This window comes from Klebsiella sp. F11 (assembly GCF_056712265.1).
On sequence record NZ_CM160060.1, the window covers coordinates 1,041,135 to 1,061,479 of the forward strand.

18 protein-coding genes and 2 pseudogenes are annotated in these 20,345 nt (G+C 58.4%); 11 read left to right on the plus strand and 9 right to left on the minus strand.

Annotation, left to right across the window (positions count from 1 at the left end; genetic code table 11):
* Positions 1–6: 6 nt before the first annotated feature.
* Positions 7–183 carry a hypothetical protein gene (locus AC1M2H_RS05245; RefSeq protein WP_480150570.1) on the plus strand — a complete coding sequence of 59 codons (177 nt, stop codon included), beginning with the start codon at positions 7–9 and terminating at the stop codon, positions 181–183.
* 229 nt (positions 184–412) lie between these two features.
* Here AC1M2H_RS05245 and AC1M2H_RS05250 read toward each other — a convergent pair whose 3' ends face one another.
* Positions 413–739, minus strand: coding sequence for a cupin domain-containing protein (locus tag AC1M2H_RS05250; RefSeq protein ID WP_480150571.1), 327 nt, complete (start codon positions 737–739; stop codon positions 413–415).
* Positions 740–893: 154 nt separating this feature from the next.
* Between AC1M2H_RS05250 and AC1M2H_RS05255 the strand changes: the two are divergent.
* Positions 894–971: pseudogene (locus AC1M2H_RS05255) on the plus strand (aspartate/glutamate racemase); the annotation flags it as partial.
* Here AC1M2H_RS05255 and AC1M2H_RS05260 read toward each other — a convergent pair.
* Entirely contained in the window at positions 958–1,884 is a 927-nt protein-coding gene (locus tag AC1M2H_RS05260) for a LysR family transcriptional regulator (protein WP_480150572.1), read from the minus strand. The pseudogene AC1M2H_RS05255 and the gene AC1M2H_RS05260 sit on opposite strands and share 14 nt — an antisense overlap.
* Before the next feature lie 135 nt (positions 1,885–2,019).
* Here AC1M2H_RS05260 and lysA point away from each other — a divergent pair, with 135 nt between their 5' ends.
* Positions 2,020–3,282: a diaminopimelate decarboxylase gene (gene lysA, locus AC1M2H_RS05265; RefSeq protein WP_480150573.1), complete on the plus strand. Its 1,263-nt coding sequence runs from the start codon at positions 2,020–2,022 to the stop codon at positions 3,280–3,282.
* Here the strand turns inward: lysA and AC1M2H_RS05270 are convergent.
* Complete coding sequence (locus tag AC1M2H_RS05270) at positions 3,252–4,280, minus strand: LacI family DNA-binding transcriptional regulator (RefSeq protein WP_480151847.1); 1,029 nt, start codon at positions 4,278–4,280, stop codon at positions 3,252–3,254. The genes lysA and AC1M2H_RS05270 overlap by 31 nt on opposite strands.
* Before the next feature lie 315 nt (positions 4,281–4,595).
* Here AC1M2H_RS05270 and AC1M2H_RS05275 point away from each other — a divergent pair, with 315 nt between their 5' ends.
* The 4 genes from AC1M2H_RS05275 to AC1M2H_RS05290 all read left to right on the plus strand — a co-directional run bounded on the left by AC1M2H_RS05275 (position 4,596) and on the right by AC1M2H_RS05290 (position 8,685).
* Complete coding sequence (locus AC1M2H_RS05275) at positions 4,596–5,933, plus strand: PTS sugar transporter subunit IIC (protein ID WP_426812064.1); 1,338 nt, start codon at positions 4,596–4,598, stop codon at positions 5,931–5,933.
* Positions 5,934–5,940: 7 nt separating this feature from the next.
* Positions 5,941–7,368: a glycoside hydrolase family 1 protein gene (locus tag AC1M2H_RS05280; RefSeq protein ID WP_480151848.1), complete on the plus strand. Its 1,428-nt coding sequence runs from the start codon at positions 5,941–5,943 to the stop codon at positions 7,366–7,368.
* A gap of 67 nt (positions 7,369–7,435) precedes the next feature.
* On the plus strand, positions 7,436–8,209 hold the full coding sequence (locus AC1M2H_RS05285) for a GntR family transcriptional regulator (protein ID WP_480150574.1): 774 nt from the start codon (positions 7,436–7,438) through the stop codon (positions 8,207–8,209).
* On the plus strand, positions 8,206–8,685 hold the full coding sequence (locus AC1M2H_RS05290; protein WP_480150575.1) for a GNAT family N-acetyltransferase: 480 nt from the start codon (positions 8,206–8,208) through the stop codon (positions 8,683–8,685). Before AC1M2H_RS05285 ends, AC1M2H_RS05290 begins: the two co-directional genes overlap by 4 nt.
* On the opposite strand, the gene galR is transcribed toward AC1M2H_RS05290, so the two are convergent.
* Positions 8,646–9,662: an HTH-type transcriptional regulator GalR gene (gene galR / locus AC1M2H_RS05295; RefSeq protein WP_480150576.1), complete on the minus strand. Its 1,017-nt coding sequence runs from the start codon at positions 9,660–9,662 to the stop codon at positions 8,646–8,648. The two genes, AC1M2H_RS05290 and galR, sit on opposite strands and share 40 nt — an antisense overlap.
* 623 nt (positions 9,663–10,285) lie before the next feature.
* Between galR and aas the strand changes: the two genes are divergently transcribed.
* Positions 10,286–12,445, plus strand: a complete 2,160-nt coding sequence (gene aas / locus AC1M2H_RS05300) for a bifunctional acyl-ACP--phospholipid O-acyltransferase/long-chain-fatty-acid--ACP ligase (protein WP_480150577.1) — start codon at positions 10,286–10,288, stop codon at positions 12,443–12,445.
* Positions 12,438–13,631, plus strand: a complete 1,194-nt coding sequence (lplT, locus tag AC1M2H_RS05305; RefSeq protein ID WP_480150578.1) for a lysophospholipid transporter LplT — start codon at positions 12,438–12,440, stop codon at positions 13,629–13,631. Before aas ends, lplT begins: the two co-directional genes overlap by 8 nt.
* 58 nt (positions 13,632–13,689) lie before the next feature.
* Here the strand turns inward: lplT and AC1M2H_RS05310 are convergent, their stop codons facing one another.
* The 5 genes and pseudogenes from AC1M2H_RS05310 to AC1M2H_RS05330 form a co-directional block, all read right to left on the minus strand.
* Positions 13,690–14,730: an NADP(H)-dependent aldo-keto reductase gene (locus AC1M2H_RS05310; protein ID WP_480150579.1), complete on the minus strand. Its 1,041-nt coding sequence runs from the start codon at positions 14,728–14,730 to the stop codon at positions 13,690–13,692.
* 220 nt (positions 14,731–14,950) lie between these two features.
* Positions 14,951–15,169 (minus strand): YgdI/YgdR family lipoprotein, encoded by a 219-nt coding sequence (locus AC1M2H_RS05315; RefSeq protein ID WP_004867116.1) that lies wholly within the window; start codon positions 15,167–15,169, stop codon positions 14,951–14,953.
* Between the two features lie 123 nt (positions 15,170–15,292).
* Positions 15,293–16,006 (minus strand): TerC family protein, encoded by a 714-nt coding sequence (locus AC1M2H_RS05320; protein ID WP_480150580.1) that lies wholly within the window; start codon positions 16,004–16,006, stop codon positions 15,293–15,295.
* Between the two features lie 63 nt (positions 16,007–16,069).
* Entirely contained in the window at positions 16,070–16,765 is a 696-nt protein-coding gene (mutH, locus tag AC1M2H_RS05325) for a DNA mismatch repair endonuclease MutH (RefSeq protein WP_480150581.1), read from the minus strand.
* 88 nt (positions 16,766–16,853) lie between these two features.
* A pseudogene (locus AC1M2H_RS05330) lies at positions 16,854–16,994 on the minus strand (hypothetical protein); the annotation flags it as partial.
* Positions 16,995–17,447: 453 nt separating this feature from the next.
* Between AC1M2H_RS05330 and rppH the strand changes: the two are divergent.
* Positions 17,448–17,978 (plus strand): RNA pyrophosphohydrolase, encoded by a 531-nt coding sequence (gene rppH, locus AC1M2H_RS05335; protein ID WP_480150582.1) that lies wholly within the window; start codon positions 17,448–17,450, stop codon positions 17,976–17,978.
* Between the two features lie 12 nt (positions 17,979–17,990).
* Positions 17,991–20,237 carry a phosphoenolpyruvate--protein phosphotransferase gene (ptsP, locus tag AC1M2H_RS05340; RefSeq protein WP_480150583.1) on the plus strand — a complete coding sequence of 749 codons (2,247 nt, stop codon included), beginning with the start codon at positions 17,991–17,993 and terminating at the stop codon, positions 20,235–20,237.
* Positions 20,238–20,345: the final 108 nt, after the last annotated feature.

Here is a 20,345-nt window from a genome sequence, read left to right on the forward strand (position 1 = left end):
TTGCTGGTGTCTGTGCTGGCGCTTCCTTCCTTGTTGAACCCTGCGTTGGTCTCGGTTGTCACCCGCCGTTTCTTGCCGGGCGCGCCTCTGCTCGGCTTTGCTATGCCCGGCGCTTCTCATTTTATAAAACACCGTTTTAATTTTATTTTATTGCTATTTATTACGGAGTCATTCGATTCATAACGGAAATGTGATCGGAGTCGAAACGATGTTTCAAAAAATGCGATGGTCGACGTTTTACACCGCCCGTAAGGGGCTGAGGGAGAGGCTAAGAGTGTGAAGTGAAGAAGGTTTGAGGCATTTGATTGCCCGGCTAATGATTTAATTTTCACCTATTTATTAACAAATAATATGGCGGAGGAGGGAGGACGAAAGCGTAGAGGGGCATGCCGGCGGCATGCCCGGGGGAATATTAGCCTGGCAGAAAATCCTGACGCATGGGCGTAAAGGTATCCAGCAGGGTTCCCGCCTTCAGGCATACGCAGCCGTGCATAATATTCGGCCGCTTGTAGAGCGTGTCGCCGGCGCTAACCACATGTTTCTCATCACCGATCGTGAATTCGAACTCGCCTGAAAGCACGTAGGTCAGCTGCTCGTGAGGGTGGTTATGCATCGGCCCGACGGCCCCGGCGTCAAAATTAACCTCAACTGCCATCATTTTGCCATCGTGCGCCAGAATACGCCGGGTCACGCCGTTACCCAGATCGTCGAGGGTGGTCTCTTTATGAAAAATAAACATCCGCTGGTCCCGTAGTTAAATGAAACAATGTTTCATTTAACTTATAGGATAATTTTCTAAATGGAAACGATCGACGAGAGAAGTGGAAAGCCGATCACATGTTTGTTTCTCCGGGGTAACCATAAAAGGAGCGAATGGCGAAAACGAGCGGCCGCTGGTGCCCGCAGAAAGGCCGGGATTTGATACCGCGGCCATTCATGCCGCGGACGCGATGGCATTTATGCTTTCTTAAGCACCGTATCGAGCGGGCGCTGAATCTGCGCCAGGCTGTGCTGTAAATGGTGAATAAAGGCGTCGACCAGCGCCGAGCCGGGGCGGTGCAGCGGGCGGATCATGCTGACGGTAAAAGGCACATCGACGCTGAAGCGGCGCACCGCGACGCCGCTTTCAGCATAGTCAAGGGCGGTGAGCGGATTGACGATCGAGATGCCGACGCCCGCACGCACCATCGCGCAAATCGACGCCGCGCTGTGGGTTTCGACCACCATCCGCCGCTTGACCTGATGTTCAAGGAACAGAGCGTCAAGCAGCTGGCGATAGCTGTCGGTCCGCGACAGGCTGATGTAGTTTTCGCCGTGGAAATCGGCGGGGGTCAGAACCTGCTTCGCGGCGAGCGGGTGGCCCTGCGGCAGGACGCAGACTTCATTCAGCGTCAGCAGCGGCGTGCGTTCGGTTCCGGCGGGGGTATGCAGGGTTTCGGTCAGGCCAAGATCGTGGCGCTGGGCGGAGAGCCACTCCTCCAGCAGAGGCGACTCCTGGGGGACAATCTGCAGGCTGACCTCCGGATAGCGCGCCAGAAACGGCTGCAGCAGCAGCGGTAAAAACGACTGGGAAAAGACCGGCAGGCACACCACCGACAGCTCGCCCTGGCGAAACTCGCGCAGGCTTTCCGCCGCGCTGACGATTCTGTCCAGCCCGTACCACGACCGCTGTACCTCTTCAAACAGCCGCAGCCCCTGCACCGTGGGCTGCAGGCGGCCGCGAGCGCGCTCAAAAAGCTTCAGCCCCAGCCCCTTTTCAAAGCGCGCCAGCTCCCGGCTGACCGTCGGCTGCGAGGTATGCAGCATGCGGGCGGCCTCGGTCAGATTGCCGGTGGTCATCACCGCGTGGAAGATTTCGATATGGCGCAAATTGACGGCGGGCATGGCGGCTCTCGGGTGGCATCAGGTATCCATATCATTTTTGCATAGACTCACGATAAAACGATATTTTTTATTCCCTTCGGGCTATGGCGTAATCATAAAAAAACACGCCCAACGCAGACAACGCCGGAGTTAACCATGCCACGCTCGCTTTACGCCACCGATACCGACCTGACCGCAGATAACCTGCTGCGCCTGCCCGCCGAGTTTGGCTGCCCGGTATGGGTTTACGACGCGCAGATTATTCGCCGCCAGATTGCCCAGCTCAGCAAGTTTGACGTGGTGCGCTTTGCGCAGAAAGCGTGCTCGAATATTCATATCCTGCGCCTGATGCGCGAGCAGGGCGTGAAGGTGGATTCCGTGTCGCTTGGCGAGATTGAGCGCGCGCTGGCGGCGGGCTACGATCCGCAGCAGCATCCGGAAGATATTGTCTTCACCGCCGATCTGATCGACGACGCAACGCTGGAGCGGGTCAAGGAGCTGCAGATCCCGGTCAACGCCGGATCGGTGGATATGCTGAGCCAGCTGGGGGAAGTCTCGCCGGGCCATCGTGTATGGCTGCGGGTCAACCCGGGATTCGGTCACGGCCATAGCCAGAAAACCAATACCGGCGGTGAGAACAGCAAGCACGGGATCTGGTACAGCCATCTGCCGGCGGCGCTGGAGGTGATGCGCCGCTATCAGCTGCAGCTGGTGGGGATTCACATGCACATTGGCTCAGGGGTGGATTATGCCCACCTCGAGCAGGTATGCGGCGCGATGGTGCGCCAGGTGATCGAGTTTGGTCAGGATCTGCAGGCGATCTCCGCCGGCGGCGGCCTGTCGATCCCGTACCGCGAAGGCGAAGAGGCGATCGATACCGATCACTATTACGGTCTGTGGAACGCCGCGCGCGAGCAGGTGGCGAAGCACCTGGGGCATCCGGTGAAGCTGGAGCTCGAACCGGGTCGTTTCCTGGTGGCGGAATCCGGCGTGCTGGTCTCTCAGGTGCGCAGCGTGAAGGAGATGGGCAGCCGCCACTTCGTGCTGATTGACGCCGGCTTTAACGACCTGATGCGTCCGGCGATGTACGGCAGCTACCACCATATCAGCGCCCTGGCGGCGGATGGTCGCGACCTCAGCGCGGCGCCGATGATTGAAACCGTGGTCGCCGGGCCGCTGTGCGAATCCGGGGACGTCTTTACCCAGCAGGAAGGGGGGAAAGTGGAAACGCGCCTGCTGCCTGATGTGGCGCCGGGCGATTACCTGGTGCTGCACGATACCGGCGCCTACGGCGCGTCGATGTCCTCGAACTACAACAGCCGCCCGCTGCTGCCGGAAGTGCTGTTCGATAACGGCAGCGCGCGGCTGATTCGCCGCCGCCAGACCATTCAGGAGCTGCTGGTCTTAGAGCAAATCTGATCTAAAAAGGGACCCGTCGTGACCGACTCGCGCAGCACCAGCGTGCCGGTAAACGGCGGGATCGTTTCGATCGGCTGATGGTTGGCAAGCTTGATCGCCTGATCGATGGCGGTGGTGATCATATTGTCGATGGGCAGATAGACCGTCGACAGGCCCGGCTCCAGCCATTTTGCGCTGGGGGCGTCATCAAAACCAAATAGCGAAACGTCCTGTGGGATCCGCAGCCCCGCCTGATGCAGCGCTTTTGAGGCGCCGAGCGCCATATCGTCGTTACAGGAAAAAAGCGCGCTGAACGGCGTTTTCTCCTCCAGCAGCTCTCGGCACAGCTCGTAGCCGCGGGTCATCGTTGAATCGCCGTATTTCACTTTCGCCGGATCCCACGCAATACCATTTTTCTTCAGCGCCTTGCGGTAACCCTGCAGGCGGGCTTTGCCCGTTGGCGTGTGCATAGGAACCGTCAGGCAGGCGATCTCGCGATGGCCCTGAGTAATCAGATAGTTCACCGCCTGGAAGGCGGCATCCTCCTGCTCGAAGAACACGCAGCGATCGCGGGCGAGGCTGACGTCGCGGTTAATCACCACCAGCGGCATATCGACGGCGTCGATCAGCGACATGATCTTCTTTTCGCTCATATGGCGGGTATAGAGGATGATGGCGTCGCACTGACGATCGGCAAGCATCTGCACCGCTTCTTCTTCGCGCTCCGGCGCATCGTGGCCGTCGGTGACAATCAGCTGCTTTCCCCAGGCTTCGGTCTGGCGCGAGGCCTGCTGCAGCAGACGGCCAAAGTAGAAGCCGTCGAAGGTGGAAACCACCAGTCCGATGCTGTTACTCGTGCGGTTGGCCAGCGAACGGGCGAGAAAGTTCGGCCGATACCCCAGCTCCTCCATCGCTTTGAATACCTGCTGACGGGTACTCTCTTTTACCTGACCTGTGCCGTTCAACACGCGGGAAACCGTCGCTTTAGAGACGCCTGCGCGAATTGAGACATCCAGCATTGTAGCCATTAATCGATTCCTGATATCACGTGGTGTTTCGCAGTTTATCACAGACATTCAGGGGGATATGACCTCTACGCCGCGCAAAAAACTATCGGGATCACGCTTTTTGCAGGAACTGCGCCGCGGTGAAAATCGATGTCGCCAATGCGGTATGCCAATATTTAATTTTATAAAAAATCTGGAATGCCAAATTGCGCGTTGAGATCTGAATCACAGAACTTTTTGCCGCCAGTTACTATTTTTTTGGTATGCCAAAAGGTGCTCGGCTGTACACCTGGCGCGCAAAAAGCCCTTCAACCTGAGGTATCCTCTATGGCATTGCAGGAAAAATTGATCGACTCACTGGGGAGTTTCGCCACGAAATTCAACAGCTACCGCTACATCATGGCGATAAAATCCGCCTTTATTACCCTGATGCCGGTGATCATCGTCGGCGCCTTTTCGGTGCTGATCTCAAACATGGTGCTGGACCCGAAAAACGGACTCGCCAGCTTTCAGTCGCTATCGTTTCTCGCCGCGCTCAAGCCGATTACCAGCGCTATCAACTATGCGACCCTCAACTTCCTTAATATCGGCGCCGTTTTTCTGATCGGCATCGAGCTGGGGCGCATTAACGGTATCAAGAGCCTGTTCCCTGGGCTGCTGGCGGTGATTTGCTTTATCTGCGTCACTCCAACCACCGTCGAGATGATGGTCGACGGCCAGATGCACGTGGTCAAAGACGTGCTGCTGCGCCAGTTTTCAGATACCCGCAGCCTGTTCCTCGGCATGTTTATCGCCATTTTGTCGGTAGAGATTTACTGCTGGCTGGAGACGCGCAAGGGCCTGAAGATAAAGATGCCGGATACCGTGCCGCCGAACGTGGCGGCGTCGTTTTCGGCGCTGATCCCGGCGATTATTACCACCACCGCCATCGCTACCTTTGGCTTTATTTTCCATCAGCTAACCGGCATGTATCTGTATGACGCGGTCTATCTGGTGGTGCAGCAGCCGCTGGAGCGTGTGGTGCAAAGCCTGCCGGGGATCCTGCTGCTGATGTTCGTCGCCCAGCTGTTCTGGGTGATCGGTATTCACGGCAATCAGATGATCAAACCGATCCGCGAGCCGCTGCTGCTGGGGGCGATTACCGTCAATATGAGCGCCTTCGAGCAGGGAAAAGAGGTGCCGAATATTATCACCATGCCGTTCTGGGACGTCTATATGAGCATCGGCGGCTCGGGGCTGACCATCGGCCTGCTGATTGCGGTAATGATCGCCAGCAGGCGCAAGGAGATGAAAGAGATCGCCAAACTGTCGATTGGCCCGGGGCTGTTCAATATTAACGAACCGGTGATTTTCGGTATGCCGATCATGCTCAATCCGATCCTCGCGATCCCCTTTATCATCACGCCGCTGGTGACCGGCAGCATCGGCTACTTCGCGACGGCGGCCGGATTTGCCGGAAAAGCGGTGGTGATGGTGCCCTGGACTACGCCGCCGCTGATTAACGCCTGGCTCTCTACCGCCGGTTCGATGGGGGCGGTGGTGACCCAGCTGGTTTGTATCATCACCGCGGTACTGATTTACCTGCCGTTTGTGAAGATTGCCTCCCGCCGTCTGGAAACCGCGCAGCGGCAGGCGGAAAACTCACAGATCGCCAACAACGCCTGAGGATATGATGAGCACAAAAAGGATTGCGATTCCCAACGATTTTATCCTCGGCGCGGCGGCCTCCGCCTGGCAGACCGAGGGCTGGAGCGGCAAGAAAGAGGGGCAGGACTCCTGGCCCGATCTCTGGTACAAACGCGACCGCCACGTCTGGCATAACGGCTACGGCCCGGCGGTGGCCACCGATTTTATCAACCGCTTTCGTGAGGACGTCCAGCTGATGAAGCTGGCGGGGCTGACCCACTACCGCACCTCAATCAACTGGTCGCGCTTTCTGACCGATTATGAAAACGTCACGGTTGATGAGGAGTATGCGGCCTACTATGACCAGCTGTTCGACGAGCTGCTGGCTAACGGTATCGAGCCGATGATCTGCCTTGAACACTACGAGCTGCCGGGCTATCTGCTGGAGCAGTACGGCGGCTGGGCGGCCAAAAAGGTCGTTGAGCTGTTCGTGCGCTACGCGGAGAAGGTGTTCGCCCGCTACCATCAAAAGGTCACGCGCTGGTTTACCTTCAATGAGCCGATTGTCGTGCAAACCCGCGTCTACCTTGACGCGCTGCGCTGGCCCTACGAGCAGAACACCAGCACGTGGATGCAGTGGAACCACCACAAGGTGCTGGCGACGGCGAAGGTGGTCAGGCTGTTTCGCGACAGGGGCTATCGCGGGACGGTAGGCTGCATTCTCAATCCGGAGGTGACCTACCCGCGCTCAGCGGCGGCGCACGACGTGCGCGCGGCGGAAGTTTACGATCTGTTCTATAACCGTATCTTCCTCGACCCGCTGGTCCACGGCGAGTATCCGCCAGAACTATTTGCGCTGCTGACGCAGCACGACGTCGCCTGGGAGTATAGCGCCGAAGAGCTGGCGATTATCCGCGACAATACCGTGGATGAGCTGGGCATTAACCTCTACTATCCGCACCGGGTTAAGGCGCCGTCGCGCGCCTGGCACCCGCAGACGCCGTTCCATCCGGCCTGGTATTACGAGCCCTTCGAGCTGCCCGGGCGGCGAATGAACGCCTCCCGCGGCTGGGAAATCTATCCGCGCATTGTCTTTGATATGGCGATGCGGATTAAACATGATTACCGCAATATTCCGTGGTTTGTCGCCGAAAGCGGTATGGGCGTCGAAAACGAAGACCAGTTTCGCAACGACGAAGGCACCATTGTCGACGCGTACCGTATTCGCTTTATCAGCGAGCATCTCTGGCAAACGCTGCTCGCGCGGGAGGCGGGAGCCAACTGTCACGGCTATATGCTGTGGGCGTTTACCGATAACGTGTCGCCGATGAACGCCTTTAAAAATCGCTACGGGCTGATTGAAATCGATCTGCAGAACGACCGGGCGCGGCGGCCGAAGGCTTCCGCCAGCTGGTTTCGCGCGCTGCGCGAAAGCCGCGAGCTGACGCTGGATATCGACGATGAGTTGCGCTAGCCCGGCGTAAATTTTGCTAAGATAGCGCCGATATGGATTCACTCGCAGATAAGGCACAGGTGATATTGTGGAGAAGGCTATCATTCCGCCGGAAAAGAAACCCTACCAGGAAATTGGCGATGATTTGCGCGCCCAGATTGCGCAGGGGCGTTATCCCATCGGGTCGCGGCTGCCGCCGGAACGCAATATCGCCGAAACCTACGGCGTCAGCCGCACCATCGTCCGCGAAGCCCTGCTGATGCTGGAGCTGCAGGGCACGGTCGATATTCGCCAGGGCTCGGGCGTTTACGTGATGCGTATCCCCCACGAGGACGATAGCGAGGAGGAGCAGATGCTGAGCAGCGACGTCGGTCCGTTTGAGATTCTGCAGGCCCGCCAGCTGCTGGAGAGCAATATTGCCGCCTTTGCGGCAAAAATGGCGACGCGCGCCGATATCGACAACCTCAAGCGCATCATCGAGCAGGAGCAGCGGGCGATTGCCAGCAACGACGCCTCCCAGGATAACGCGCGGATGTTTCACCTGGTGCTGGCCGGGGCGACGCAAAACCAGATGCTGCTGGCAACGGTTGAGCGTATCTGGCTGCAGATGGACAGCAGCCCGCTCTGGCAGCAGTTTAACGTGCATATCGCCAGCCGCGCCTATCGCTTGAAGTGGCTCGGCGAGCGGCAGGCGATTCTCGCCGCGCTGCGCCGCCGCGACGTGATGGGCGCCTGGCAGGCGATGTGGCAGCACCTGGAAAATGTGAAAAACAGCCTGCTGGAGCTGTCGGACGAGGACGCGCCGGACTTTGACGGCTACCTGTTTGAGTCGGTGCCGATCTTTCAGGGAAAGCCGGTATGACCATTCTGCCCCTCTACGCTGCGCCGCAGCACGCGCCGCAGGTCGCGCAGTGGCTGTGGCAGGCCTTCGGCGGCGAGACGCTGCCGCAGGCCTTTTTTGCCAGCATCGTCGCCCACAGCCAGACGCCGGGGGCGCTGCCGCTGACCTTTATTGCCGTTGATGGCGATCTTTTGCTGGCAACGGTGGGGCTCTGGCGCTGCGATCTGATCAGCCGTCAGGACCTGTTTCCGTGGATGGCGGCGCTGTACGTCGCCGAAGAGGCGCGGGGGCAGGGGCTGGCGGGGAAACTGCAGCGGCACGTTATTGATTATGCCCGCCGGAGCGGCTATCCGCAGCTGCATCTCTACTCCGCCTGCCGGGATTTTTATGAGCGCTTTGGCTGGCGCTATATCGGCGAGGGCCTGGACTATCCGGCCACCGCCGTGCACCTCTACCGCTACGACCTGTCGCTCTCCGACGGGGCGACCACCGAGTGACGGCGCACCAGCGTCGGGCTGAACAGGTGGGTGATTTCCGGCGGCGGGAGCCTGTCCGCCAGCGCTAGCGCCAGTTCGGCAGCCTGGGTCGCCATGGTGACAATCGGGTAGCGCACCGTGGTCAGACGCGGGCGAACGTAGCGGGATATCAAAACGTCGTCAAAGCCAATCAGCGAAATCTCGCGCGGCACGTCGATGCCGTTATCGTTCAGCACCCCCATCGCGCCCGCGGCCATCGAGTCGTTGTAGCAGGCGACGGCGGTAAAATTCCTGCCGCGTCCCAGCAGTTCGGTCATCGCCTGTTCGCCGCCGCTTTCATCAGGCTCGGCAAACGTCACCAGCCGATCGTTAATGGCAATGCCGCTCTCTTTGAGCGCGTCGTAGTAGCCCTGCAGACGATCTTCGGCATCCGAAATCGGGTGGTTAGAGCACAGATAGCCGATGCGGGTATGACCCTGCTGAATCAGATGGCGTGTCGCCAGCCACGCGCCGTAGCGGTCGTCCAGCGCGACACAGCGCTGCTCAAAGCCGGACAATATGCGGTTGATAAGCACCATGCCGGGAATTTGCTTCATCAGCCCGGCCAGCTCGTCATCGGGGATCGTTTTAGCGTGTACCACCAGCGCCGCGCAGCGGTGGCGGATAAGCTGCTCAATCGCCTGGCGCTCTTTTTGGATGCTGTGGTAGCCGTTGCCAATCAGCAAAAAGTTGCCGGTATTGTAGGCGACCTGCTCGACGGCTTTGACCATGGCGCCGAAAAAGGGGTCGGAGACGTCGCCCACCACCAGGCCGACGGTTTCCGTTGACTGCTGCGCCAGCGCGCGGGCGTTGGCGTTCGGGTGGTAGTTGAGTATTTCCATCGCTGCGCCGACCGACTGACGGGAGGCTTCACTGGCTTTCGGGGAGTTGTTGATCACGCGGGATACGGTAGCGACGGACACTCCAGCGAGTCGGGCTACATCCTTAATTGTCGCCATACCAGACCTTTTATAGGGAAAGCGTTTACATTTAGGTTATGTTACGGGAAAGCGCGGCAGATTCAAGGATAAGGGCTAACGGTTTAACGCAAATGTGATGCAGGTTTGCTCTGCTGATGACTAAGTTACACACAGCCGGCGCGGTGAATGAAACGGCAGGGGGTAAATTCACACCTTTGGTTACACTTTGCGATTAGCTGTTGCGAATGTTCGCTGGTTTCTCCGCTCAATGCATTGATATTCTGGCTATCCCAGAGGTATTGATAGGTGGAGTCGACTTCACGTTGACCACTTTAATTACACCAGCCTGCGCAGATGCGCAGGTTTTTTTTGCCCGCCGTTCGCCGCTGTTACAGTTAGCGAAAATGGTAATAACTGGTTGCACTTAGGCTCATTCCCTTGCGTTTTAGCGCTGGCGTCGCGGGGCTAAAAAACCGGACAATCAGGGTCCCAGAGGTATTGATAGGTGAGTTTCTTAAGTACGCTTTTCGTACTGATTATCTTGCACCGACCTGCGCAGATGCGCAGGTTTTTTTTATTCCAAAAAATTCTCCCCCACACTGCTTTCAAATGCCTTCTCGTGTAACCTGCAATGACTTAATAACCGGTCAAATGGAGTTGTTATGCTTTTGGCATTTTTCAGGCTGCTGTTCAAAGGAATGTACCGGGTCAGGTTGACCGGTGACACGCAGGCTCTGCATGGCAAAAAAGTCCTCATTACCCCGAACCACGTCTCTTTCCTCGACGGGGTCCTGCTGGCGCTGTTTCTTCCCGTTCGCCCGGTCTTTGCGGTGTACTCTTCCATTAGCCAGCGCTGGTTTATGCGCGCGCTGTCGCCGATTATCGACTTTGTTCCCCTCGATCCGACAAAACCGATGTCGATTAAACACCTCGTGCGCCTGATTGAGCAGGGACGGCCGGTGGTTATCTTCCCGGAAGGGCGCATCTCGGTGAGCGGATCGCTGATGAAAATCTATGACGGCGCCGCGTTCGTCGCCGCGAAGTCGCAGGCCACCATTGTACCGCTGCGTATCGAAGGCGCCGAGCTGACCCCGTTCAGCCGGCTGAAAGGGCTGGTCAGACGCCGCCCGTTCCCGCGCATCCGGCTGCACCTGCTGCCGCCAACGCATCTGCCGATGCCGGAAGCGCCGCGGGCCCGCGACCGCCGCAAAATCGCCGGCGAAATGCTGCATCAGATAATGATGGAAGCGCGGATGGCGGTGCGCCCGCGGGAAACGCTGTATGAATCTCTGCTGGCGGCGCAGGACCGTTTCGGCGCGCGGAAAAACTGCGTGGAAGATATTAACTTTCAGCCGGATACCTATCGCAAGCTGCTGACCAAAACGCTGTTTGTCGCGCGAATTCTCGAAAAATACAGCGCTCAGGGCGAGAAAATCGGCCTGATACTGCCGAACGCCGGGATCAGCGCGGCGGTGATTTTTGGCGCCATCGCCCGCGGGCGCATTCCGGCGATGATGAACTATACCGCCGGAGTAAAAGGCCTGAGCAGCGCGATTACCGCCGCTGAAATCAAAACCGTGTTCACCTCCCGCACCTTCCTCGATAAGGGCAAGCTCTGGCATCTGCCGGAGCAGCTGACCCAGGTGCGCTGGGTATTCCTTGAAGATTTAAAAGGCGAGGTGACCGCCGCCGATAAGCTGTGGATCTTCAGCCACCTGCTGATGCCGAAGCTGGCGCAGGTCAGGCAGCAGCCGGAAGATGCGGCGATTATTCTCTTCACCTCCGGCTCGGAAGGTAACCCCAAGGGCGTGGTGCATAGCCACAAGAGCATCCTCGCCAACGTCGAGCAGATTAAAACCATCGCCGACTTTACCGCCAACGATCGCTTTATGTCGGCGCTGCCGCTGTTCCACTCCTTCGGCCTGACGGTGGGCCTGTTCACGCCGCTGTTTACCGGAGCGGAAGTATTTCTCTATCCCAGCCCGCTGCACTACCGGGTGGTGCCGGAGCTGGTCTATGACCGCAACTGTACGGTACTGTTCGGCACCTCAACGTTCCTCGGGAACTATGCCCGCTTCGCCAACCCCTATGACTTTTATCGTCTGCGCTACGTGGTGGCCGGGGCGGAAAAACTTCAGGACAGCACGAAACAGCTGTGGCAGGACAAGTTTGGCCTGCGCATCCTCGAAGGCTATGGCGTAACCGAGTGCGCGCCGGTGGTGTCGATTAACGTCCCGATGGCGGCGAAGGTGGGCACCGTTGGGCGGATCCTGCCGGGAATGGACGCGCGCCTGCTGGCGATGCCGGGCATTGAACAGGGCGGTCGTCTGCAGCTTAAAGGGCCGAACATTATGAACGGCTATCTGCGGGTGGAAAATCCGGGCGTGCTGGAGACCCCCGCGGCGGAAAATCAGCATGGCGAAACGGAGAGCGGCTGGTACGACACCGGGGATATCGTCACCTTTGACGAACAGGGCTATGTGCGTATTCAGGGGCGCGCGAAGCGCTTTGCTAAAATTGCCGGTGAGATGGTGTCGCTGGAGATGGTCGAGCAGATGGCGCTGGCGGTCTCTCCTGACAAAATGCACGGCACGGCCATCAGGCAGGATGCCAGCAAAGGCGAGGCCTTAGTGCTCTTCACCACCGATAATGAACTGAATCGCGAAAAGCTGCTGCGCTACGCCCGCGAGCACGGCGTGCCGGAGCTGGCGGTTCCGCGCGACATTCGCTGGCTGAAGCAGCTCCCGGTTCTCGGCAGCGGCAAGCCGGACTTTGTCACCCTTAAAAGTATGGTTGAAGAGACGGAACATTCTGATGAATGAGTCAGTACACACTAACAATTCGCTGTACTCGAAGGGGATGGTGGCGGTTATCTGCGCCCAGTTTTTATCGGCGTTCGGCGATAACGCGCTGCTGTTCGCGACGCTGGCGCTGATGAAGCAGCAGTTCTACCCGGACTGGAGCCAGCCGGTGATGCAGATGCTGTTTGTGGGCGCTTACATTCTCTTTGCGCCGTTTGTCGGGCAGTTTGCCGACTGCTTCGCCAAGGGGCGAGTGATGATGGTCGCCAACGGCATGAAGCTGGTTGGCGCCGGCTGTATCTGCTTCGGCGTGAACCCGTTTCTCGGCTACACCCTGGTCGGTATCGGCGCGGCCGCCTACTCCCCGGCGAAATATGGCATTCTCGGCGAGCTGACCACCGGCGATAAGCTGGTGAAGGCCAACGGCCTGATGGAGTCCTCGACCATCGCGGCGATTCTGCTGGGCTCAATGGCGGGCGGCATCCTCGCCGACTGGCACGTGCTGGCGGCGCTGGCCCTCTGTGCGCTGGTCTACGGCGCCGCGGTGGTGGCGAACCTGTGGATCCCGAAACTGCCGGCGGCGCGTCCGGGACAATCCTGGCGCTTTACGCCGATGACCCACAGCTTCTTCAGCGCCTGTAAAACGCTGTGGCGCAGCGGGGAGACGCGCTTTTCGCTGGTGGGTACCAGCCTGTTCTGGGGAGCCGGCGTAACGCTGCGCTTCCTGCTGGTGCTATGGGTTCCCGTGGCGCTTGGGATTTCGAACAACGCTATGCCCACCTACCTGAACGCGATGGTGGCGGTAGGGATCGTGCTGGGCGCGGGAGCGGCGGCGAAGCTGGTGACGCTGCAGACGGTCTCCCGCTGCATGCCTGCCGGGATTCTGATTGGCGTCGCGGTGATCTTTTTTACCCTCCAGCATGCGCTTCTGCCGGCGTTTGGCCTGCTGCTGCTGCTTGGCGCGTTCGGCGGTTTCTTTATCGTGCCGCTCAACGCGCTGCTGCAGGAGCGCGGGAAGCATACCGTCGGCGCGGGCAACGCGATTGCGGTGCAGAACCTTGGCGAAAACGTCGCCATGCTGCTGATGCTGGGATTCTACTCGATGGCGGTCAGGGCGGGCATTCCGGTGGTTGGTATCGGGGTGGTCTTTGGCGCGGCGTTCGCGCTGGCTATCGCCGCCCTGTGGTTTTGGGGACGGCGGCGCTAAGGCGGCTTGCGCTTAGAAGGGCTACGGCGCTGGGCGTGCCGTAGCCCGCAAAGGCCGCTTACGGCGCCGGGTAGGTATAAACCCAGTGTACCGCTTCAATCTCTGCCAGCACCTCTTCGCTGAGCTCAAGATGCAGGCTTTCAACGTTGGTCTTCAGCTGTTCCAGCGAAGTGGCGCCGAGTAGCGTGCTGGCGACAAACGGCTGACGGCGCACGAAGGCCAGCGCCATTTGCGCCGGATCGAGATTATGCCGTTTTGCGATATCGACGTATGCCGCTACCGCCAGCTGCGTCTGCTCGCCGCTGTAGCGCGTAAAGCGGCTGAACAGGGTGTTGCGCGCCCCGGCCGGCTTCGCGCCGTTGAGGTACTTGCCGGTCAGCGTGCCGAACGCCAGGCAGGAGTAGGCCAGCAGCTCAACGCCTTCATACTGGCTGACTTCCGCCAGGCCCACTTCATAGCTGCGGTTCACCAGGCTATACGGGTTCTGGATGGTGACGATGCGCGGCAGGTCGTGCTTATCCGCGAGGTGCAGATAGCGCATTACGCCGAACGCCGTCTCGTTGGAGACGCCGATATAGCGGATTTTGCCGGCGCGCTGGAATTCGGTGAGCGCTTCCAGGGTGTCCAGCAGGGTGACCACCGGCGCGGAGTCGCTCCAGGTGTAGCCCAGCTTGCCGAAGCAGTTGGTCGGGCGCTGCGGCCAGTGAACCTGGTAAAGATCGAGATAATCGGTCTGCAGGCGCTTCAGGCTATCGTGCAGCGCGTCGCGGATATTTTTGCGATCCAGGACGTGATTCGGACGGATGCTGCTGTCGTTGTTACGCGCAGGGCCGCTGACTTTAGAGGCGATAACCAGCTTTTCGCGGCTACCGTGTTTCGCCAGCCAGTTGCCGACGTAGGTTTCCGTCAGGCCCTGGGTTTCCGGGCGCGGCGGGACGGGATACATTTCAGCGACATCGATCAGGTTGATGCCCTGGCTGACAGCGTAGTCGAGCTGTTGGTGAGCGTCGGCCTCGCTATTCTGTTCACCAAAAGTCATAGTGCCCAGCCCCAGCGTGCTGATTTCGAGAGAACTGTGTGGGATACGGTGATACTGCATAGCCGGCTTCCTTTTTTATTGACAAGATCAGGCTTTCCCCGACAAAGGAGTATCAAAATGGCAGAGGGGAAGAAAAAGAGGAAGTAAAAAGATCAAAAAAGCCGGGCCGGTAGGGTCCGCAGGCTGCTGCAGCGGACGTATCAGGTTTACCCGACTCTTTTCTTAACACCGTGATTTATTGCCGAAGACGCGTTGCCAGGCGTTTAGCCGCGGCAATCTTTTAGCGCTTAATAATCTGTGAAACGTCGTCACGATTGATCTGCATTTTATTGCCCTGCTGATCTTCGTAGCTGATAAGACCGGTATCGTCGTCAACCGCCGGCTTGCCGTCGGTCAAAATCATGCGCCCGTCTTTGGTCGCCATAACGTAATCGCTGCTGCAACCGGAAACCGAGAAGGCCAGTCCTACGGCGGAAATCAACACTGCCCATTTTTTCATCGTTAACACCTCTATAATGGTCGCACCTCACACCAGTGTATTAATAGCCTGATTTGTGGGACATAAAAAGCGGTAAAGTCTTAAAAAAGATTGCAGCCCAGGTGTGGGCTGCATTTTTGCGGGCTACAGCGGATTTTTTTTATTACGCAGCAGGTTGAGGCTTTCGACGGCAATCGAGAAGAACATCGCGAAGTAGATGTAGCCTTTCGGGATGTGAATACCGAAGCTTTCAAGCATCAGGGTAAAGCCAACCAGAATCAAAAACGCCAGCGCCAGCATTTTCACCGACGGATGGCGGTCAACAAAGTCGCCAATCGAGCGGGCGGCAAACATCATCACTAGCACCGCGATAACCACCGCGGCCATCATGATGAACAGGTGATCCGAGAGGCCAACGGCGGTGATTACCGAATCGAGGCTGAAAATGATATCCAGCAGCATAATCTGCACAATGGCGCCCATAAACGAGTGGACGTTGGTCTTCGGTCCCTCATCTTGCCCTTCGATCGCCTCGTGGATCTCTTTACTGGCTTTCCAGATCAGGAACAGGCCGCCGAGCAGCAGGATCAGATCGCGCAAGGAGACGTCGTGGCCGAACGCGCTAAACAGCGGATTGGTCAGCTTCACGACCCAGGCGATAGAGGCCAGCAGCGCAAGGCGCATCAGCATTGCGCCCATCAGCCCGATGCGTCGCGCGTGGGCGCGCTGGGCGGTGGGCAGTTTGGCAACAACCAGAGAGAGAAAAATAATATTATCGATCCCGAGTACGATTTCCAGCAGCGTCAGCGTACCCAGCGCCAGCCAGGCGTTAGGATCGGTTATCCATGCAAATAACATTGTTCAAAGTCCTGCAAAAAAGAAAGTCGCAATTATATGCAACCCGGCAGGCAGAACAAAAAATTAATCGTGGCCGAGCAGAAAATGGCGGGCCAGCAGGGCGGCGGTGAAGTTTTTTTTCAGATAGAAACCGCGCGGCAGGGTGAGGATCGGTTCGCCGTGCGCGCCGATGGCCTCGGTTAAGGCTTTGCTGTTGGCGGCTTTCGGCCGCAGCTGCAGCACTTCGCCGTGGCGGGCGGTAATGCGCTCGACCTGACCCAGCACGATCAGGTCCATTAACTCCTCCCAGTCCATTCGCAGCTGGCGATCCTCCTCTTCGCTGGGGGTCCACAGCAGCGGCGCCCCGACCCGACGCTGGGCGAGCGGGATCGCGCGATCGCCCTCTACCGGAACCCACAGCACGCGCTTGAGCTTATGGCGAACGTGGCTGCTCTCCCAGGTGACCCCGCTGTTGCCGGTGAGCGGCGCGACGCAGACAAAGGTGGTTTCCAGCGGCCGCCCCTGCGCGTCGACGGGGATTGTTTTCAGCTCGACGCCCAGCGCGGCGAAATCCTGTTCGGGTTTACTCCCGGCGCTGGCGCCCAGCCAAACCTCCAGCAGGATGCCCGTCCAGCCTTTATCGCGCTTCAGATCGCGCGGAATCGGAATTCCCGCCAGCGCGGCCAGCTCGCCCAGCGAATAGCCCGCCAGCCGCTGGGCCTGGGCTAAAAGCTGCTGCTGGGTTTGCGGCGGTGCAAGCAGGGGCGAAAGGGTGGGCATAAGATAAAACCTCTGGCTAAAAAATGAGCGCTATTTTTGTGCATTGTGGATAGAGTTTACCTTTTCCTGGGTAAGTATGACAATTTGATGATTCATATGACTTTTTTTGGGCTTTTTTGCCGCGTAAAAAATGATCGCGGCGGGTTTTCCAGAACTGGTCACTGGCAATGAACAGGATCTTACACCATGTTATCCACAGAAAAGTGGGATAACTGGGGAAAAGCACCACTACTGTTTTCATTTACAGCCTTGACGTGCGACGAAAATCGAATTTTTAGACAAAATATGGCCGATGGACTTGCGTAATCTGTGGATAAAACCGGCATTGCTCGATCTTTCATCAGCGCCGGGATCGCATATGTGATGATCATCACGTTATACTGTAATTTATGAAAGAAATACATTATAACTAAATGAATATAATGAAATTATTGAAGATGACTATGCGTAAGCGGTTCAGATTACTCCGGGTTTTCCCTGGGTAATTCCATACTTCTTCACAACTCTATCCACAGAAAAAGTGAATAAAATGGCGCTGCGATAGCCGCCGCTGTTTATAACTCTGCTGATAACTGTGAGTTATTCAAATGTTATTCGTGAGCCGTGTGACAAGAGAGTGGTTTACCGTTTCCGGCGAGTGTGAAACAATCGTTCACATTGAAGATTATTTTGAGGTAGTCCGGTGATTGATGACGATGGCTACCGCCCAAATGTCGGTATTGTAATCTGTAATCGCCAGGGCCAGGTCATGTGGGCCAGGCGCTATGGCCAGCACTCGTGGCAGTTCCCGCAGGGGGGCATTAATCCAGGAGAATCAGCCGAGCAGGCAATGTATCGGGAATTGTTTGAAGAGGTTGGGCTAAGTCGTAAAGATGTCCGCATTCTGGCCTCTACCCGTAACTGGTTGCGTTACAAATTGCCTAAACGTTTGGTGCGTTGGGATACTAAGCCGGTTTGTATCGGCCAGAAACAGAAGTGGTTTCTTCTGCAGTTGATCGGCAGCGATGCGGAAGTCAATATGCAAACCAGCAGCACCCCCGAGTTTGACGGCTGGCGCTGGGTTAGCTACTGGTATCCGGTTCGTCAGGTGGTATCGTTTAAGCGCGACGTTTACCGCCGGGTGATGAAAGAGTTCGCCAGCGTCACCATGTTGCTGGCCGAAACCGCACCTAAGCCGCAAAGCGCGCCTGCATATCGACGTAAAAGAGGTTAAGCCACGCACATTATGCTCACTCGGTTACGAGAAATCGTCGAGAAGGTCGCGAGCGCGCCGCGTTTAAACGAGGCGCTGGATATCCTGGTTACGGATATCTGCAAAGCGATGGAAACGGAAGTCTGCTCGGTGTATCTGGCCGACCACGACCGACGCTGCTACTACCTGATGGCGACTCGCGGGCTGAAAAAACCTCGCGGGCGCACCGTTGCGCTCGCTTTTGACGAAGGCCTCGTGGGCCTTGTCGGGCGCCTTGCGGAGCCCATCAACCTTGCCGATGCGCAAAAACACCCCAGCTTTAAATATATTCCGGCTGTCAAAGAGGACCGTTTCCGCGCTTTTCTGGGCGTGCCGATTATCCAGCGCCGTCAGCTGCTGGGCGTGCTGGTGGTGCAGCAGCGCGAGCTGCGTCAGTTTGACGAAAGCGAGGAGTCCTTCCTCGTTACCCTCGCGACGCAGATGGCCGCCATTCTCTCCCAGTCGCAGCTGACCGCGCTATTTGGCCAGTATCGCCAGACGCGGATCCGCGCGCTGCCCGCCTCATCGGGGGTGGCCATCGCCGAAGGCTGGATGGACGTCAGCCTGCCGCAGATGGAGCAGGTATACGAAGCCTCGACGCTGGACACGGTTTCCGAACGCGAGCGTCTGACCGGCGCGCTGGAAGAGGCGGCCAACGAGTTTCGTCGCTACAGTAAGCGCTACGCCGCCGGGGCGCAAAAAGAGACGTCGGCTATCTTCGACCTCTATTCACACCTGCTCTCCGACGCCCGCCTGCGTCGCGAACTCTTTGCGGAAGTCGACAAAGGGGCCGTCGCCGAATGGGCGGTAAAAAAAATTATCGAGAAGTTCGCCGAGCAGTTCGCGGCGCTCAGCGACGGCTATCTTAAAGAGCGGGCCGGCGATCTGCGCACCCTGGGCCAGCGGCTGCTGTTCCATCTCGACGATACCACCCAGGGGCCAAACACCTGGCCGGATCGCATCGTTCTGGTCGCCGACGAACTCTCGGCGACGACGCTGGCGGAAGTCCCCCAGGACAGGCTGGTCGGCGTTGTCGTACGCGACGGGGCGGCCAACTCGCATGCGGCCATCATGGTGCGCGCGCTGGGGATCCCGACGGTCATGGGGGCAGATATTCAGCCTTCATTGCTGCATGGGCACACCCTGGTGGTGGACGGCTACCGCGGCGAACTGCTGGTCGACCCGGAGCCGGCGCTGCTGAAAGAGTATCAGCGTTTAATCAGCGAAGAGAACGAGCTCAGCCGCCTGGCGGAAGATGACCTTGAACGCCCCTCTGAGCTGAAAAGCGGTGAGCGGGTGAAGGTCATGCTGAACGCCGGCCTGAGCCTCGGCCATGAAGAGAAGCTCGGCGGCTTTATTGACGGCATCGGCCTGTACCGCACCGAAATTCCCTTTATGCTGCAGAGCGGCTTTCCGTCGGAAGAGGAGCAGGTTGCCCAGTATCAGGGCATGCTGCAGATGTTTAACGAGAAGCCGGTTACGCTGCGCACCCTCGACATCGGCGCGGATAAGCAGCTGCCGTATATGCCGATCAGCGAAGAGAATCCGTGCCTCGGCTGGCGCGGGATCCGCATCACGCTCGATCAGCCGGAGATCTTCCTGATTCAGGTGCGGGCAATGCTGCGCGCGAATGCCGCCACCGGTAACCTCAGCATTTTGCTGCCGATGGTCACCAGCCTCGATGAGGTCGATGAGGCGCGCCGTTTGATCGACCGCGCCAGCCGCGAAGTTGAAGAGATGATTGGCTACGCCATTCCGCGCCCGCGACTCGGAGTGATGCTGGAGGTGCCGTCGATGGTCTTCATGCTGGCGCAGCTGGCGAGCCGCGTTGATTTTATCTCCGTCGGTACCAATGACCTGACGCAGTACATCCTCGCCGTCGATCGCAACAATACCCGGGTGGCGAATATGTATGACAGCCTGCATCCGGCGGTGCTGCGGGCGCTGGCGATGATTGCCCGCGACGCCGAACGCTTCGGCATCGACCTGCGGCTTTGCGGTGAAATGGCCGGGGATCCGATGTGCGTCACCATCCTGATTGGCCTTGGCTATCGCCATCTGTCGATGAACGGCCGGTCGGTGGCAAGGGTCAAATACCTGCTGCGCCGCATTGATATCGAAGAGGCCCAGGAGCTTTCGCGGCGTAGCCTGGAGGCGCAGATGGCGACGGAAGTTCGCCATCAGGTGGCGGCCTTTATGGAGCGGCGTGGGCTGGGTGGGCTGATTCGCGGCGGAAGATAGTTTTGCTAAGGCGCCTGCGCCGCAGTCCGGGCATAGCGCGCCGCCTGCGGGGAATTCTCCGCCGCTTATTCGCATTCGTATACATATCTTTTACACGCCCGGCGCGGA